At 70.7% G+C, this 13,895-nt stretch carries 12 protein-coding genes; 4 read left to right on the top strand and 8 right to left on the bottom strand.

Translation table 11 applies throughout. The annotated features are described in order from the left end of the window. Positions 1–144 precede the first annotated feature (144 nt). Positions 145–2,070 carry a transglycosylase SLT domain-containing protein gene (locus tag FM069_RS10000; protein ID WP_143488155.1) on the top strand — a complete coding sequence of 642 codons (1,926 nt, stop codon included), beginning with the start codon at positions 145–147 and terminating at the stop codon, positions 2,068–2,070. A 147-nt stretch (positions 2,071–2,217) separates the two neighbouring features. Here the strand turns inward: FM069_RS10000 and FM069_RS09995 are convergent, their stop codons facing one another. The 6 genes from FM069_RS09995 to FM069_RS09970 all read right to left on the bottom strand — a co-directional run bounded on the left by FM069_RS09995 (position 2,218) and on the right by FM069_RS09970 (position 9,951). Next, complete coding sequence (locus FM069_RS09995; RefSeq protein WP_143488154.1) at positions 2,218–3,021, bottom strand: MOSC domain-containing protein; 804 nt, start codon at positions 3,019–3,021, stop codon at positions 2,218–2,220. 75 nt (positions 3,022–3,096) lie between these two features. Next, complete coding sequence (locus FM069_RS09990; RefSeq protein ID WP_143488153.1) at positions 3,097–4,026, bottom strand: chemotaxis protein CheV; 930 nt, start codon at positions 4,024–4,026, stop codon at positions 3,097–3,099. A gap of 127 nt (positions 4,027–4,153) precedes the next feature. Beyond that, a complete protein-coding gene (gene yegS, locus FM069_RS09985) occupies positions 4,154–5,062 on the bottom strand; it encodes a lipid kinase YegS (RefSeq protein ID WP_143488152.1) in 909 nt (302 codons plus the stop codon). A 108-nt stretch (positions 5,063–5,170) separates the two neighbouring features. Continuing rightward, entirely contained in the window at positions 5,171–6,778 is a 1,608-nt protein-coding gene (locus tag FM069_RS09980) for an FGGY-family carbohydrate kinase (RefSeq protein WP_407681574.1), read from the bottom strand. Between the two features lie 3 nt (positions 6,779–6,781). Then, positions 6,782–8,359, bottom strand: a complete 1,578-nt coding sequence (locus tag FM069_RS09975; protein WP_143488150.1) for a glycerol-3-phosphate dehydrogenase/oxidase — start codon at positions 8,357–8,359, stop codon at positions 6,782–6,784. Continuing rightward, the gene (locus FM069_RS09970) at positions 8,356–9,951 is read right to left on the bottom strand and encodes an FAD-binding oxidoreductase (RefSeq protein ID WP_143488149.1); all 1,596 of its coding nucleotides are present in this window, start codon (positions 9,949–9,951) and stop codon (positions 8,356–8,358) included. The genes FM069_RS09975 and FM069_RS09970 overlap by 4 nt, the downstream gene beginning before the upstream one ends. A 146-nt stretch (positions 9,952–10,097) precedes the next feature. On the opposite strand from FM069_RS09970, the gene gliR reads away from it, so the two are divergent. After that, positions 10,098–11,150, top strand: coding sequence for an AraC family transcriptional regulator GliR (gene gliR / locus FM069_RS09965; RefSeq protein WP_143488148.1), 1,053 nt, complete (start codon positions 10,098–10,100; stop codon positions 11,148–11,150). On the opposite strand, the gene FM069_RS09960 is transcribed toward gliR, so the two are convergent. Both FM069_RS09960 and moaB read right to left on the bottom strand, forming a co-directional pair. Then, complete coding sequence (locus tag FM069_RS09960) at positions 11,122–12,327, bottom strand: molybdopterin molybdotransferase MoeA (protein ID WP_143488147.1); 1,206 nt, start codon at positions 12,325–12,327, stop codon at positions 11,122–11,124. The genes gliR and FM069_RS09960 overlap by 29 nt on opposite strands. Positions 12,328–12,330: 3 nt before the next feature. Further along, positions 12,331–12,870 carry a molybdenum cofactor biosynthesis protein B gene (gene moaB, locus FM069_RS09955; RefSeq protein ID WP_143488146.1) on the bottom strand — a complete coding sequence of 180 codons (540 nt, stop codon included), beginning with the start codon at positions 12,868–12,870 and terminating at the stop codon, positions 12,331–12,333. A gap of 68 nt (positions 12,871–12,938) precedes the next feature. Between moaB and mobA the strand changes: the two genes are divergently transcribed. Both mobA and FM069_RS09945 read left to right on the top strand, forming a co-directional pair. After that, complete coding sequence (mobA, locus tag FM069_RS09950) at positions 12,939–13,598, top strand: molybdenum cofactor guanylyltransferase MobA (protein WP_143488145.1); 660 nt, start codon at positions 12,939–12,941, stop codon at positions 13,596–13,598. Then, positions 13,595–13,816 (top strand): YgdI/YgdR family lipoprotein, encoded by a 222-nt coding sequence (locus tag FM069_RS09945; RefSeq protein WP_143488144.1) that lies wholly within the window; start codon positions 13,595–13,597, stop codon positions 13,814–13,816. The genes mobA and FM069_RS09945 overlap by 4 nt, the downstream gene beginning before the upstream one ends. Positions 13,817–13,895 lie beyond the last annotated feature (79 nt).

Here is a 13,895-nt window from a genome sequence, read left to right as displayed (position 1 = left end):
ATTCTACCGGCATGCACCTGTGGCATGCTGGCCTTTTTTCCCCGATGCAGCCGTGGGTTTCGCCACCCCTGGCCAGCGGCTAAGCTAGCTGTCCGGGGCGCCGATGTGCCCAGTCCTCCAGCTTCTTTTTCTTGCGGAAGTGTCATGCGCGGTCGTCTGTTTCTGTTCTCCTGCCTGTTCCTTTCCCTGTTTTCCCTCGGCGGCGCCCAGGCCGCCAGCCTGGCCCAGCAGCGCCAGATGTACGACGAGGCCAAGCGTGCCCTGGCCAAGGGCGACGGCGAACCCTACCGGCGTTACGCCAATGCCCTGAGCGATTACCCCCTGGAGCCCTACCTGGCCTACGACGAGCTGACCGCCCGTCTGAAATCCGCCAGCAACCAGGAGATCGAGGCGTTCCTCGCCCAGCACGGCGACCTGCCCCAGGCGGGCTGGATGAAATTGCGCTGGCTGCGCTGGCTGGCCGACCGCGGCGACTGGAAGACCTTCGTCACCTACTACGATCCCAAGCTCAACTTTACCGAGCTGGACTGCCTGTACGGCCAGTACCAGCTGCAGCACGGCCTGAAAGCCGAGGGCTACCAGACCGCCGAGAAGCTCTGGCTGGTGGGCAAGTCCCAACCCGACGCCTGCGAAGGCCTGTTCGGTCTGTGGAGCGCCGACGGCCAGCTCACCGAAGAGAAGCGCTGGCAGCGCGCCAAGCTCGCCGCCGAGGCCCGTAACTACGGCCTCGCCACTCAGCTGGCGAAAGGCATGCCCACCCTCGCCAACCAGGGCAAGCTGCTGGTGGACGTGGCGCAGAAACCGCAGATGCTCAACCAGCCGGGTCTCTTCACCCCGGCCGACCGGGCCATGGCCGACGTGGTCGGGCTCGGCCTTCGTCGCCTGGCGCGGCAGGACCCGGAGCAGGCGCTGCAACTGCTGAACCAGTACGCGACCCGCCTGCCCTTCTCCAAGGAAGAGAAGGTGTCCATCGCCCGCGAGGTGGGCCTGACCCTGGCGAAGAAATTCGACCCGCGCGCGCTGTCAATCATGACCCAGTACGACCCGGAGCTGCGGGACGACACCGTCTCCGAGTGGCGCGCCCGGCTGTTGATGCGCCTGGGCCGGTGGGACGAGGTATACCGCCTGACCACCCAGATGCCGCCGTCCCTGGCCGACACCAACCGCTGGCGCTACTGGCGCGCCCGCAGCCTGCAGCTGGCGCAACCGCAGAGCGCGGAAGCCCAGGCGCTGTTCCAGCCGGTGGCCAAGGAGCGGGACTTCTACGGCTTCCTCGCCGCCGACCGCATCCAGACCCCCTATAGCCTGAACAACAAACCCCTGGCCCTGGACCCGCGGGTGGTACAGAAGGTGCGCAACACCCCCGGCATCCGCCGTGCCCTGGAATTCCACGACCGCGGCGAGATCGTCAACGGCCGGCGCGAGTGGTACCACGTCAGCCGGCTGTTCAGCCGCGACGAGATGGTCGCCCAGGCGAAGCTGGCCTATGACCTGCAGTGGTATTTCCCGGCCATCCGCACCATCAGCCAGGCCCAGTACTGGGACGACCTGGACATCCGCTTCCCCATCGCCCACCGCGCGAGCCTGGTGCAGCAGGCCAAGGTGCGCGGGCTGCACTCCAGCTGGGTGTTCGCCATCACCCGCCAGGAAAGCGCGTTCATGGACGATGCCCGCTCCCCGGTGGGCGCCATGGGCCTGATGCAGCTGATGCCGGGTACCGCCAAGGACACCGCGCGCAAGTTCAGCATTCCCCTGGCGTCGCCGCAGCAGGCCATCGACCCGGACCTGAACATCCAGCTGGGCGCCGCCTACCTGAGCCAGGTCCATGCCCAGTTCAACGGCAACCGGGTGCTCGCCTCCGCCGCCTACAACGCCGGGCCCGGGCGGGTGCGTCAGTGGCTGAAGGGCGCGAATCACCTGGCGTTCGACGTCTGGGTGGAGAACATTCCCTTCGACGAGACCCGCCAGTACGTGCAGAACGTGCTGTCCTACGCGGTGATCTACGGGCAGAAGCTCAACGCGCCCCAGCCCATCGTGGACTGGCACGAACGCTTCTTCGACGACATCTGACGCGTGTAAAGACTGGGCAGGACGCAACGGTCCTGCCCATTCCTTCGGCTGTTCGGTCTGGCCGGAATCGTCCGGGCTGTACCCACCCGGGCGGGCAGGACAGTGAGCCACCTGCAAACGCCGGTCGCCGCCCACCAAGCTCCGTGATCAATCGAGGATTTCCACCGGCATGCCCACTTCGATACGCCCGCGGCCTTCGTGGACGAGGTTCTGGCCGAAGTACACCTGGCCGTCCCGTTCGCGGTAGGTCTTCAGGGTCGTGAGGGGCTCGCGGTCGGTGCTGCGCTCGCCCAGGTCCGGGTCGATGGTGGTGAGGATGCAGCGGGAACAGCCGCCGGCCACGCGGAACACCTGATCGCCGATGCGGATGCGCGTCCAGCCGTCCTCGGCGAAGGCCGCCGCCCCCTCCACCACCAGGTTGGGACGGAAGCGGCGCATGTCCAGCGGACGCCCCACGCGTGCCTGGAGGTCATCCAGGGAGGCCTGGCCGATCAGCAGCAGCGGGAAGCCGTCGGGAAAGGCGACCTTCTCCTCGGGGCCCAGGGCGTCCTTGACGATCCGGGCCCGCTCCGGCGGCATGTACACCAGCCGGCAACGCTTGCCGATGAAGGGGCTGAGCCACTCGGCCGCAGCATCGCCGGCATCCGAAACGCGCACCATGTCGGTCCAGATCTGCACGCCACGCAGCTCGGCATCCGCGGAGGGCAGCGGCACGTCTAGATCGGGTAGGCCCGGTGCCGACAAGCGCAGCCCGCCGCTCTCGTTCCAGCGCGCCAGCAAGTGGGCCATGACGGCGAACGCCCGCTGGGTGAGGAAGCGCCCGCTGGCTTCGTCCACCAGCATCCAGCGGCGGTCGCCCGCCACGCCGAGCGCGTCCAGCTCGACGGCCGGCAGGCGTTCGCCGATGGCGGATTTGAGGGGATAGCGGTACAGCGCGGAGACTCGGGGCACGGCGGGCTACTCGTCGGACACGGACCTCGCCATGCTACCCCAGGCGGGTGCCGCCGGTCTCGGCGGCACCGGGGATCAGGTAATGTCGAGCTGCAGGCGCTGGCGCACCACGTCCACCAGCTTGTCGGGCTGGAACTTGGAGAGGAAGTTGTCGCAGCCCACCTTCTTCACCATGGCATCGTTGAAGCTGCCCGACAGGGACGTGTGCATGACCACGTAGAGGCCCCGCAGGCGGGGGTCCTGGCGGATCTCGGTGGTCAGCCGGTAGCCGTCCATTTCCGGCATTTCCGCGTCGGTGAAGATCATCAGCAGCTTGTCGGTCATCACTTCGCCAGTATCGGCCCACTTCTTCAGCAGGTTCAGCGCCTTGAGGCCGTCGCTGGCCACGTGCAGCTTCATGCCCAGCTGGGTGAGGGTATCGCGCAGCTGGGAGATGGCTACGCTGGAGTCGTCCACCAGCAGCACCTCGCGCCCACGGGCCCGCTCCAGCACCGGGTCGCTCAGGCGGTCCTCGGAAACCCGGGTGCTCATGGGCACGATTTCCGCCAGGACCTTCTCCACGTCGATGACTTCGACGATCTGGTCGTCCACCTTGGTGATGGCGGTCAGGTAGTGCTGGCGGCCTGCACCGCCCGGGGGCGGCAGGATGGCTTCCCAGTTGAGGTTGAGGATGCGGTCCACGCCCCCCACCAGGAACGCCTGGATCGACCGGTTGTACTCGGTGACGATGATGGTGCTGTTCTGGTCCGGCACCAGCGGACGCATGCCGATGGCCTGGGACAGGTCGATCACCGGCAGGGTCTGGCCACGCAGGTTGACCACCCCGCACACCACCGGATGGCGCTGCGGGATCAGGGTCAGTTTGGGCAACTGCAGGACTTCCTGGACCTTGAACACGTTGATCGCGAACAGTTGGCGACCGGTGAGGCGGAACATGAGGATTTCCAGCCGGTTCTCACCCACCAGCTGGGTTCTTTGGTCAACGCTGTCGAGAATGCCGGCCATCGTCTGCTCCTGTCGTTTCCACGAGTCTAGCCCAGGCCGGTGAAAATCCACGGTCGGCGGTCGCCCCGGCCCTGCCCGCTTCGCCATCATGCCCCAGGGTTCCGGCCGGCACCAGCCGCCACAGGCGTCAGCCGAGCAGCGGCGAACCGGGCGGCAGGTGCATGCGCAGCGCCCCGGTGCGCACGGCGAAACGCACCCGTGTGCTTTCCAGGGGCTCGCCGTCCAGGTTGATGTCCAGCCCTTCCGGTGCCTCCACCTCGACCCAGGGCACCCGGGCCCGCACCGCCACCGTGTCCACCCCGCGCACGCCACCGGCGAACAGCGTCCCCAGAGTACCCACCACGTCCGGCGGTGCCGGCACGATGCACAGCTCCAGCAGGCCGTCGTCGATACGCGCATCCGGGCACAGCAGGTGGCCGCCCCCGGCCTGGCGCCCGTTGCCGATGCCCAGGGCGAGGAATTCCCCTTCCCAGGCGAAGTCCGGCGAACGAAAGCGCCCGAACGCCGCGCGCACTTCCGAGAAGCGGGTCAGGCCGGTGAGCAGGTAGGCGGCGCCGCCGAGGACCTTCTTCAGGTCTTCCGGGGTATTGGCGGTGATCTTCGAGCCGAAGCCGCCGGTGGCCATGTTGACGAACAGCCGCGGGCCGGCTTCGCCCAGGTCGATGGCCTGGGCCGGGTAGTCCAGCAGCGCCAGGGCCTCGTGGGGGTTGAGGGGGATCGCCGCGGCGCGGGCGAAATCGTTGGCGGTGCCCAGGGGCACCAGCGCCAGGGTGGCGTCGCCGCCCGCCTGGGCCAGGGTCTCGGCCACGTCCCGCAGGGTGCCGTCGCCACCGGCGGCGATCAGCGTGGCATAACCGGCCGCCAGCGCCTCGCTGGCGATCCGCTGGGCATCGCCGTGCTCCCAGGTGACCCGCACCGCCAGGTCCCAGCCCCGGGCTCGCTGCTCGGCCACCGCCGTGCGCACCTCGTCGTTGGCGATCTGCTTGCCGTTCAGGATCATCAGGGCCCGCCGCCGGGGCGCCGCCACATCCGTCATGTCCATCCTCCTGGCCGAAACGCGACCCGCGCGCCCAGGCCGGCGGCCTGGCGCAGGGAGTAGGACTGCGCGGCGCGGACGATGGTTTCGCCCCGGACGCCGCAGGCGTCAGGCGGGGTAGCCGGTGATGTCGCGGATCGCCTGGTGCAGCGGCTTCAGCTGGCGGTACATGCGCTGGTAGACCTCCCGGTAGAGCCGCTGGTAGAGGCGCTGGGCCTCGGGCTCGGGGTGGAACACCCGGCCGACCCGGGTCATGGCGGCGATGGCGGCGGGAAAGTCGGGAAACAGGCCCAGCCCCACCGCGCAGTCGATGGCCGCGCCGAGGCCCGAGGTCTCGTAGGTGTGGGGACGCTCCGTCGGCAGGCCGAAGATGTCGGCGGTGAGCTGCATCGCCGCGTCGCTCTGGGAACCGCCCCCGGAGACCCGCAACCGCTCGATGGGGGTCTTCGAACGGCGCTCGATACGCTCCTTGCCCTGGCGCAGGCCATAGGCCAGGCCTTCGAGGATCGCCCGGTACAGGTGGGCCCGGGTGTGCACGTCGCCGAAGCCGATGATCGAGCCCTTGGCTTCCAGCCCCGGCTCGCGGATGCCCGGCGACCAGTAGGGTTGCAGCATCAGCCCCATGGAGCCCGGCGGCACCGCGTTCACCAGTTCGTCGAACAGCGCCTCCGGCTCGACCCCCAGGTCCTGGGCGCGCTGGCGCTCCCGCAGGCCGAATTCCTCCTTGAACCAGCTGACCATCCAGTAGCCGCGGTAGATCATCACCTCGGTGTTGTAGTGGTCGGGGATCGCCGCCGGATAGGGCGGGATCAGCGGGATGGTCTCCAGGTAACGCGCCCGGGTGGTGTTGATGGTGGCGGTGGTGCCGTAGGACAGGCAGGCGATGCCCGGCTCCACCACCCCGGCGCCCAGTACCTCGCAGGCCTTGTCGGCACCGGCGGCGATCAGTGGCAGCCCGGCCGGGATGCCGGTGTGCAGGCTGGCCGCCTCGCTGATGACCCCCAGTTGCTCGCCGGGCTTGTGCAGCGTTGGCAACTGCTCGGGGCGCACCGGCATGGCCTGCCACTTCCAGTCCCGCGGCGCCGCCCAGCGCAGCCGGCGGTAGTCGAACGGCAGGTAGCCGACGCTGCAGCCCACCGAGTCGACGAAACGGCCGGTGAGGCGATGGGTGAGGAAACCCGAGAGCAGCAGCACCTTGTGGGTACGCGCCCAGATGTCGGGCTGCTGCTGGGCGATCCAGTTGACCTCGGCCTGGGCACGGAAGTAGTCCACCGTGGCCTCGGCGCCGATCAGCTTGAACAGCCAGCCCCAGGGACCGGCGATGGGCGCCTCGACCTCGGCGCGGCGCTGGTCGAGCCAGAGGATCGCCGGGCGCAGGGGGTGCCCCTCGGCGTCGACGTTGATCAGGGTGCCGCGTTGGGTGGTCAGGGCCACTCCGCGGATCGCCCGGCGGTCGATGTCCACCTGGTCCCAGAGTTGCCGGCAGGCTTCCCCCAGGCAGGCCCAGTAGTAGTCGGGGTCCTGTTCGGCCCAGCCGGGCCGGGTCGAGTAGTAGGCCTGCAGCGGCACCTTGCCCTTGGCCACCAGGTTGCCGGCCAGGTCGAAGAGCAGCGCGCGCACGCTCTGGGTGCCGTTGTCCAGGGCCAGCAGGTAGGTCGGTTCGCTCACGTCGGGTCCTCGCGGGCCGGGGCCCGGGTCAAGGGGAACGCCGGGCATCGCTCAGGGCGATGCGGCCGGCAGGCTGTAGCAACGGCGCCAGAGCGCGTGATAGGCCTGCTCCTCGCGCAACCAGCGGCTGTCGCTCCAGCCCAGCAGGGGTTGGCACAGGGCCCGGATGCGCGGCAGCTCGGCGGCGGCGCCGTCGGCCAGCAACAGGCCGATACGGGTGCGCCGCAGCAGCAGGTCGTCCAGGTGCAGCACCAATTCCTGGCGCGCGGCCCAGGCCAGCTCGGCCCAGAGGGTCTCGGTGTCGCCGATGCAGGCACCACCGGTCCTGTCCAGGTCCCGCAGCAGGGCGGTCACGGCGGCGCCATAGCGCCCGGCCAGGCGCCGGCGGACCGCGGCCGGCAGATGACGCGGGAGATCGGGGGCGACGGCCGGGGGCGGCGTCACGTCCTGGTACGGGCGGCCGACGAAGGGCGCGCACGCCTGCAGGACTTCCCGGGCCAGCAGGCGGAAGGTGGTGAGCTTGCCGCCCGCCAGGGTGACGCTGCCGGGCTCCACCCAGAGGACATGCTCGCGGGACTCGTCGGACGGCCGCCGCGCGCCGCCCTCGCCCACCACCGGGCGCACGCCGGCCCAGGTGGACAGCACGTCGGCCGGGCCGATGGCCGCCGCCGGGAACTGCTGCGTACAGGCGGCCAGGAGGTAGTCCACTTCCTCCGCGGCGATGCGCGGGTCGTCGTCCAGGGTCTCGCGGTGGTCCAGGTCGGTGGTGCCAATCACTGTCGCCCCTTCCCAGGGGAAGACGAACACCGGGCGCTGGTCGGCGGCGTGCATGAAGCTGAAAGCGTGGGCCACCGGCAGGCGCCAGTGGGGCACCAGCAGGTGGCTGCCCCGCAGCGGGCGGATGCGCGCGGGCCGCTCGCCGGCACCCAGGGCGCCGGCCCAGGCACCGGTGGCCTGGGCCACGGCGCGGCAGCGAAAGGTGAAGGGCCGCCCGCTCTCGCGGTCCTCGGCCACCAGCCCCACCACCCGGCCGCCGTCCCGCAGCAGCTCCAGCACGCGAACGCCGTTCAGGGCCTCGCCCCCCGCGGCGCGGGCTTCGCCCAGCACCCGCATGACCAGTCGCGCATCGTCGGTCACCGCATCATAGAAGCGGGTGCCGCCCAGCAGGTGGTCCGGGCGCAGCCCCGGCGCCAGGTAGCGCAGCTGAGCGGGGTCGTAGAAGCGGTGGTTGCGCCGGCCGGCCAGGGCGTCGTAGACGGTCAGCACGCCACCGAATACCCGCGGGCCGGGGAATCCGCCGCGGTAGTGGGGCATGACGAAGCTCAGGGGCTCCACCAGCCCGGGCATCTCGTCCAGCAGCCGCTGGCGCTCGCGCACCGAGTCGCGGGTCAGCCCGAAGCGCCCTTTGGCGATGTAGCGCAGGCCACCGTGGACCATCTTCGACGAGCGGCTGGAGGTGCCCCAGGCGAAGTCGCGCTGCTCCAGCAGCAGGCATTTCCAGCCCTGGCGCGCCGCCTCGCGCAGGATGCCGGCGCCGCTGATGCCACCGCCCACCACCAGCAAGTCCCAGTCGCGGCTGGCCAGACCGGGCAGCGCGGCATCGCGCCAGGCCGCGTTCCAGGCGTTCATTCCGGCAGCAGCACGCCGGGCGCCAGCCGGCCGTCCGGGTCGAAATGGCGCGCCATGGCCCGCAGGACGTCCAGGCCCCGCTCGCCCTTTTCCACCGCGAGGTAGGGCGCATGGTCGCGGCCCACCCCGTGCTGGTGGCTGATGGTGCCGCCGTTGTTCACCAGGGTCACGCTGGCAGCGTGCTTGAGCCGGCGCCAGCGGGCCAGGGCCTCGGCGTAGCTGGTGCCGGGGCGGAACACGTAGGTGGTGTAGAGGCTGGAACCCTGGCCGTAGACGTGGGACAGGTGGGTGAACACGTGGACTTGCTCGCCCTGCTCCGCCAGCCCCTCCCGCAGCACACCCTCCACCTTGCCCATGAGGGACGCGACGTTGCGCCAGTCGGTGGCGGTCTCCAGAGTGTCCACCACATAGCCGGCCTGCCACAGGGCCTCCCGCAGGTAGGGGAAGCGAAAGCGCCCCTCCGCCCACTTGCGGCCCAGCAGGGTCCCGGTGAACACACCGCTGAAGCCCCTGAGCAGGCGCCGGGCCTGGCGCAGCGAGGCGGCGTTCTGCGAACGGTTGCCGGTGATGCCGAAAGTCAGCATGCACTTGCCGGCGCTGGCGCCGCGCAGCGCCAGGTAGCGCTCCAGCAGGCCGATCTGCCCCGGGTGCCCGGCCAGGGCCAGCTGGGTCTCGGTCTCGGCGGCGTTGGACAGGCGCACCATGGACAGCGGCACCCGCGCCTGGGCAAGGGTCCGCGCGCCGTCCAGCGCCCGCTCCCAGGACGGCAGGAACACCGCGTAGAACCGCTCTTCTTCGGGCAGCCGCGAGACCCGCACCCGTACCTGGGAGATCACCCCGAAGCGGCCTTCCGAGCCCAGCACCAGCTCGCGCAGGTCGGGCCCGGCGGCGGACGCCGGGAATGCCGGAATCTCAAGGGGCCCGGCGAAGGTTTCCAGGGTCCCGCCGGCGAACAGCTGCTCGATGCGGCCGTAGCGCAGGGACTGCTGGCCGCTGGAGCGGCTGGCGACCCAGCCGCCGAGGGTGGACAGTTCCCAGGACTGGGGGAAATGCCCGAGGGTAAAGCCGCGGGCGCGCAGCTGGCTTTCCACCTGGGGCCCGTTGGCCCCGGGGCCGAAGGTGGCCAGCAGGCTTTCCTCGTCCAGTTCCAGCAAGCGGTTCATCCGCTCCAGGGACAGGGTCAGCACCGGCCGGGCGCCGGCCTGGGGGTTGATGTGGCCGGCCACCGAGGTGCCGCCGCCGTAAGGGATCACCTGGGCATCGTGCTGCGCCGCCCAGGCCAGCAGCTCGCGGATCTGCTCGGCGTTCTCCGGGAACGCCACGCCATCGGGGAAGGTGCCCAGCTGGCCTTCGCGCAGCGCCAGCCAGTCCGGCAGGCTCTGGCCCCGGGCATGGCGCACGCGGGTCTCGGGGTCGCTGGCGATCCGGGTGTGGGGCAGCAGCCGAGAGGGCGGCACCCGGGCCAGTACCTCGGCCAGGTCCGCGTCCGGCAGCACCTGGCCCGGCCCCAGGCGCTCCGCCAGGAACGCGCCACCCTGGGCCGGCAGCTCCACCACCGTCGATTCTTCACCCCACCCGTTCCACCGCCGCATGCCGTCTCCTCGTCGCACCGCGGCGCCGGGGCGCGGCGGGCTTTCGCTTCGCTCGTGATGGCTGCCTATACTAGCCGGCCCCCTGCGGGCGTCACTGTCGAATCAAGACAGTGGCTGTCGCCAATCGAGCCAACAGGTACGCCCCCATGCAGCCTCTGGGTCATACCGCCGTTCCCGTCCTGCTGAAGTACCTGCGCTACGCCGAGCACCTCGGCCTGGACACCGCGCCGGCCCTGGCCGCCGCCGGGCTCGCCGGTACCGACCTGGCGGACACCGCCGCGCGCCTGCCCAGCGAGGCCCACGAGCGCCTGCTGAAAGCCCTGCTGCACGGGTCCGGTGACCCGCTGTTCGGCCTGCGCTCGGCGCGCTTCGTCCAGCCCGGCTCGTGGAGCGTGCTGGGCTACATCACCATGAACTGCGCGACCCTCGGCGAAGCCATGGGCCGCATCGTGCCCTACGAGCGGCTGGTGGGGGACATGGGGGTCAGCGAGGTGCAGGCCCAGCCGGACCACGTCCGGCTGATCTGGCGCTGCCGCCACCAGACGGCGCCGATCCGCCGGCACATGGTGGAGAACGTGCTGGCGTCCTGGCTGCTGTATGCCCGCTGGATCGCCGACACCACCCGCTCGCCCCGGGAAGTCTGGCTCAGCCACGCCTTGCCGGATGGCGTGACCGAGCAGGACTACCAGGCGGTGTTCGGCTGCCCGGTGCGCTTTGGCCAGGCCTGTGACGCCCTGCTGGTGCCCCTGGAATACCTGGCCCTGCCCCTGCGGCTGGCGGACCCGGGCCTGCTGCGTACCCTGGAGGAACACGCCCTGGGACTGATGGCCGGGCTGGAGGGCGACGAGCCCCTGCCGGGCCGGGTGAAGACCGCGTTGCGCCAACTGCTGCGGGATGGCCTGCCGCGCAAGGAACGGGTCGCCGAACGCTTCGGGATGACCGTGCGGACCCTGCAGCGGCACCTGCAGCAGGCCGGCACCGGCTACCAGCAGATCCTCGACGAGCTGCGCCAGGAACTGGCTGAGCACTACCTGCTGCGCAGCGACCTGGCAATCCAGGACATCGCCAGCTACCTGGGCTTCACCGAGGCCCGCTCCTTCCACCGCAGCTTCAAACTGTGGACCGGGCAGACCCCGGGGGAATACCGCGAGGCCGGCCGGGCCCGCGGGGTCAGCCCAGCAATTCGCTCAGCGGAATGAAGCGCAGGCTGTCGCCCTCCGCCAGGGTGCGGCCTTCCAGCACCTCGGCGAAACCGTCGGCCCAGGCGGCGCTGCGCAGCACCCCGGAACTCTGGTTCGGATAAGGCACCGCGCGACCGTTTTCCAAACGCGCTCGCAGGTACTCGCGCCGATCGCCGGGCTTGGGCCAGGAAAACCCGGCGGCCACGGTGAAGCCCAGGGGAGCGACCGTCTCGACACCCAGGCGCCGCAGCAGGTAGGGCCGGGCCAGCAGGCCGAAGGTCACCAGGGTCGACGCCGGGTTGCCCGGCAGGCCCAGCAGCGGCACGCCGCGATAACGCCCGAAGGTCAGGGGTTTCCCCGGCTTGATGGCCAGCTTCCACAGGTTCCGCTCGCCTTCGTGCTCCAGCACCTGGCCGAGGAAATCCGCCTCGCCCACCGAGACGCCGCCGCTGGACAGGATCAGGTCGACGTCGCCCAGGGCCGCCAGGGTCTCCCGGGTGCGCTGCAGGTCGTCCGCGAGGATACCCGCGTCCACCGCGGTGCAGCCCAGGCGCCGCACCCAGGCCAGCAGCAGGCGTCGGTTGCTGTTGTAGATCTGCCCCGGCTGCAGGGGCTGGCCCGGCTCCACCAGTTCGTCACCGCTGGACAGCACCGCCACCCGCGGCCGACGGCGCACGGTCAAGTACGCGGCCCCCAGGGAAGCGGCCAGACCCAGCTCGATGGGCCCCAGGCGGGTGCCGGCCGGCAGGACCTGGTCGCCCTGGCGGGTTTCCTGGCCACGGGGACGCACGTGCTGGCCGCGCTCCAGGGGCTCGACGAAGCGAACCCGGCCGTCGTCACCGACCTGGGCGTTCTCCTGCATCTCCACGGTGTCCGCGCCGTCCGGCAGCGGCGCGCCGGTGAAGATGCGTGCGCAGGTTCCCGGCTGCAGCGGCGCCGGCGCATGGCCGGCGAAAATCCGCTGGCTCACCGCCAGCGGATCGCCCTGCCAGTCGGCCAGCCGCAGGGCATAGCCGTCCATGGCGCTGTTGGGCCAGGGCGGCAGGTCGAAGCCGGCCCGCAGCGGCTCGGCCAGAACGCGACCGTCCGCGTCCTCCAGCGGCACTTGTTCGCAAGCGTCGATGGGCGTCTGCCCGGCCAGCTCCAGCAGGCGCGCCAGGGCGGTTTCCACCGGCATCAGGGGGGCGGCGGCCATGGGTCAACCCCGGCTCGGGCAGGCGTCCACCGGTTTCAGGTGCACGACGAAGTTGCAGGGGCGATGGCGGGCGTCCAGTTGTTCGGCGAGGATGCCGTCCCAGGCGGTGCGGCAGGCGTTGGTTGAGCCCGGCAGGCAGCACACCAGGGTGCCGTTGGCCAGGCCGGCCAGGGCCCGGGACTGCACGGTGGAGGTGCCGATGTCGGCCACCGAGATCTGCCGGAACAGCTCGCCGAAGCCGTCCACCTGCTTGTCCAGCAGGCAGGCCACCGCTTCCGGGGTGCTGTCCCGCGCGGTGAAACCGGTACCGCCGGTGATCAGCACCACCTGCACCGCGTCCTCGGCGATCCAGGCGGCCACCCGGGCGCGGATACGGTAGAGGTCGTCCTTGAGCAGCACCCGCTCGGCCAGGTGGTGGCCGGCGGCCTGCAGGCGGTCCGCCAGGAGCTGCCCAGAGGTGTCGGTGTCCGCGCTGCGGGTGTCGCTGACGGTGAGCACGGCGATGTTCAGCGGCACGAACGCCGCCTCGGCCTGGTGATTCATGAAAGGCTTTCCAGTTGTGGGAGCGAACAGCCGGGTGTTATACCACGGGCCTTTCCCGGAGGCCGTCGATGACCGTACCCCCCGCCCCGCTCCCGCGCTGTTCGGTGCTGCTCCTGGCGGGCGGCCGCGGCCAGCGCCTGGGGGGCGTGGACAAGGGCCTGCAGGGCTGGCACGGACGGCCGCTGATCGCCTGGCTGCAGCGCCTGGTGCGCCCCCTGACCGACGACCTGATCGTGTCCTGCAACCGCAACGCCGACCGCTATGCCGCCTTCGCCGACCGCCTGGTGGACGATGGCGATGCCGCCGCGTTCGAGGGGCCCTTGGCTGGCATTCGCGCCGGGCTCGCCGTGGCCCGCCACGCCCGCCTGCTGGTGCTGCCCTGCGATGCGCCACGCCTGGATCGGGCGCTGCTAGAGGCATTGCTGGCCGCCGCGGGGAATGAGCCGTCCGCCCTTCGCCAGGGCGATCAGCTGGAGCCGCTGTTCTGCGTGCTGCCGACGGCGCTGCGCCCCGAGCTGGAAGCCGCCTGGCAGGATGGCGAGCGCAGCGTCGGCCGCCTGCTACGGCGCTGGCAGGCGGCCACGGTGGCCTGCCCCGACGGCGATGCGCGCCTGGCCAACCTCAATACCCCCGATCTCTTGCAGCGGACGCCGGCACCGCCGGAACTCGACCGCGACGCCTCCGTCATAACCACTCGCTTCGACCTCTCACCAGGAGACTCACGATGACCCATCGGTTCCTCGCCGCCCTATCCCTCGCCCTCGGCACCGCCGTCCTGGCCGGCTGCTCCACCCCGAGCATCGTTACCCTCAACGACGGGCGGGAAATCCAGACCGTGGACGAGCCGCGCTTCGACGAGAAGACCGGCTTCTACCAGTTCGAGCAGTTCGATGGCCGCCGGGCCCGGGTCAACAAGGACCAGGTGCAGAGCATCCGGGAACTCTGAATTTCCGCGGTGCGGAGGGCCGCTGACGAAAAATTTTTGCACTAACCCCTTGTGCGGCAAAACTTTTTCGGTATGATTT

Origin of the sequence: Pseudomonas mangiferae, from assembly GCF_007109405.1 — a bacterium.
Classification (GTDB): domain Bacteria; phylum Pseudomonadota; class Gammaproteobacteria; order Pseudomonadales; family Pseudomonadaceae; genus Pseudomonas_T; species Pseudomonas_T mangiferae.
This window is presented reverse-complemented; position numbering and strand designations above follow the sequence as displayed.

Excerpts from the sequence above, each read along its gene's own strand:
- FM069_RS10000 (WP_143488155.1), top strand. The coding sequence starts at position 145 with ATGCGCGGTCGTCTGTTTCTGTTCTCCTGCCTGTTCCTTTCCCTGTTT.
- FM069_RS09990 (WP_143488153.1), bottom strand. The coding sequence starts at position 4,026 with ATGGCCGGCATTCTCGACAGCGTTGACCAAAGAACCCAGCTGGTGGGT.
- yegS (WP_143488152.1), bottom strand. The coding sequence starts at position 5,062 with ATGACGGATGTGGCGGCGCCCCGGCGGCGGGCCCTGATGATCCTGAAC.
- FM069_RS09980 (WP_407681574.1), bottom strand. The coding sequence starts at position 6,778 with ATGCCCGGCGTTCCCCTTGACCCGGGCCCCGGCCCGCGAGGACCCGAC.
- FM069_RS09975 (WP_143488150.1), bottom strand. The coding sequence starts at position 8,359 with ATGAACGCCTGGAACGCGGCCTGGCGCGATGCCGCGCTGCCCGGTCTG.
- FM069_RS09970 (WP_143488149.1), bottom strand. The coding sequence starts at position 9,951 with ATGCGGCGGTGGAACGGGTGGGGTGAAGAATCGACGGTGGTGGAGCTG.
- gliR (WP_143488148.1), top strand. The coding sequence starts at position 10,098 with ATGCAGCCTCTGGGTCATACCGCCGTTCCCGTCCTGCTGAAGTACCTG.
- FM069_RS09960 (WP_143488147.1), bottom strand. The coding sequence starts at position 12,327 with ATGGCCGCCGCCCCCCTGATGCCGGTGGAAACCGCCCTGGCGCGCCTG.
- moaB (WP_143488146.1), bottom strand. The coding sequence starts at position 12,870 with ATGAATCACCAGGCCGAGGCGGCGTTCGTGCCGCTGAACATCGCCGTG.
- mobA (WP_143488145.1), top strand. The coding sequence starts at position 12,939 with ATGACCGTACCCCCCGCCCCGCTCCCGCGCTGTTCGGTGCTGCTCCTG.
- FM069_RS09945 (WP_143488144.1), top strand. The coding sequence starts at position 13,595 with ATGACCCATCGGTTCCTCGCCGCCCTATCCCTCGCCCTCGGCACCGCC.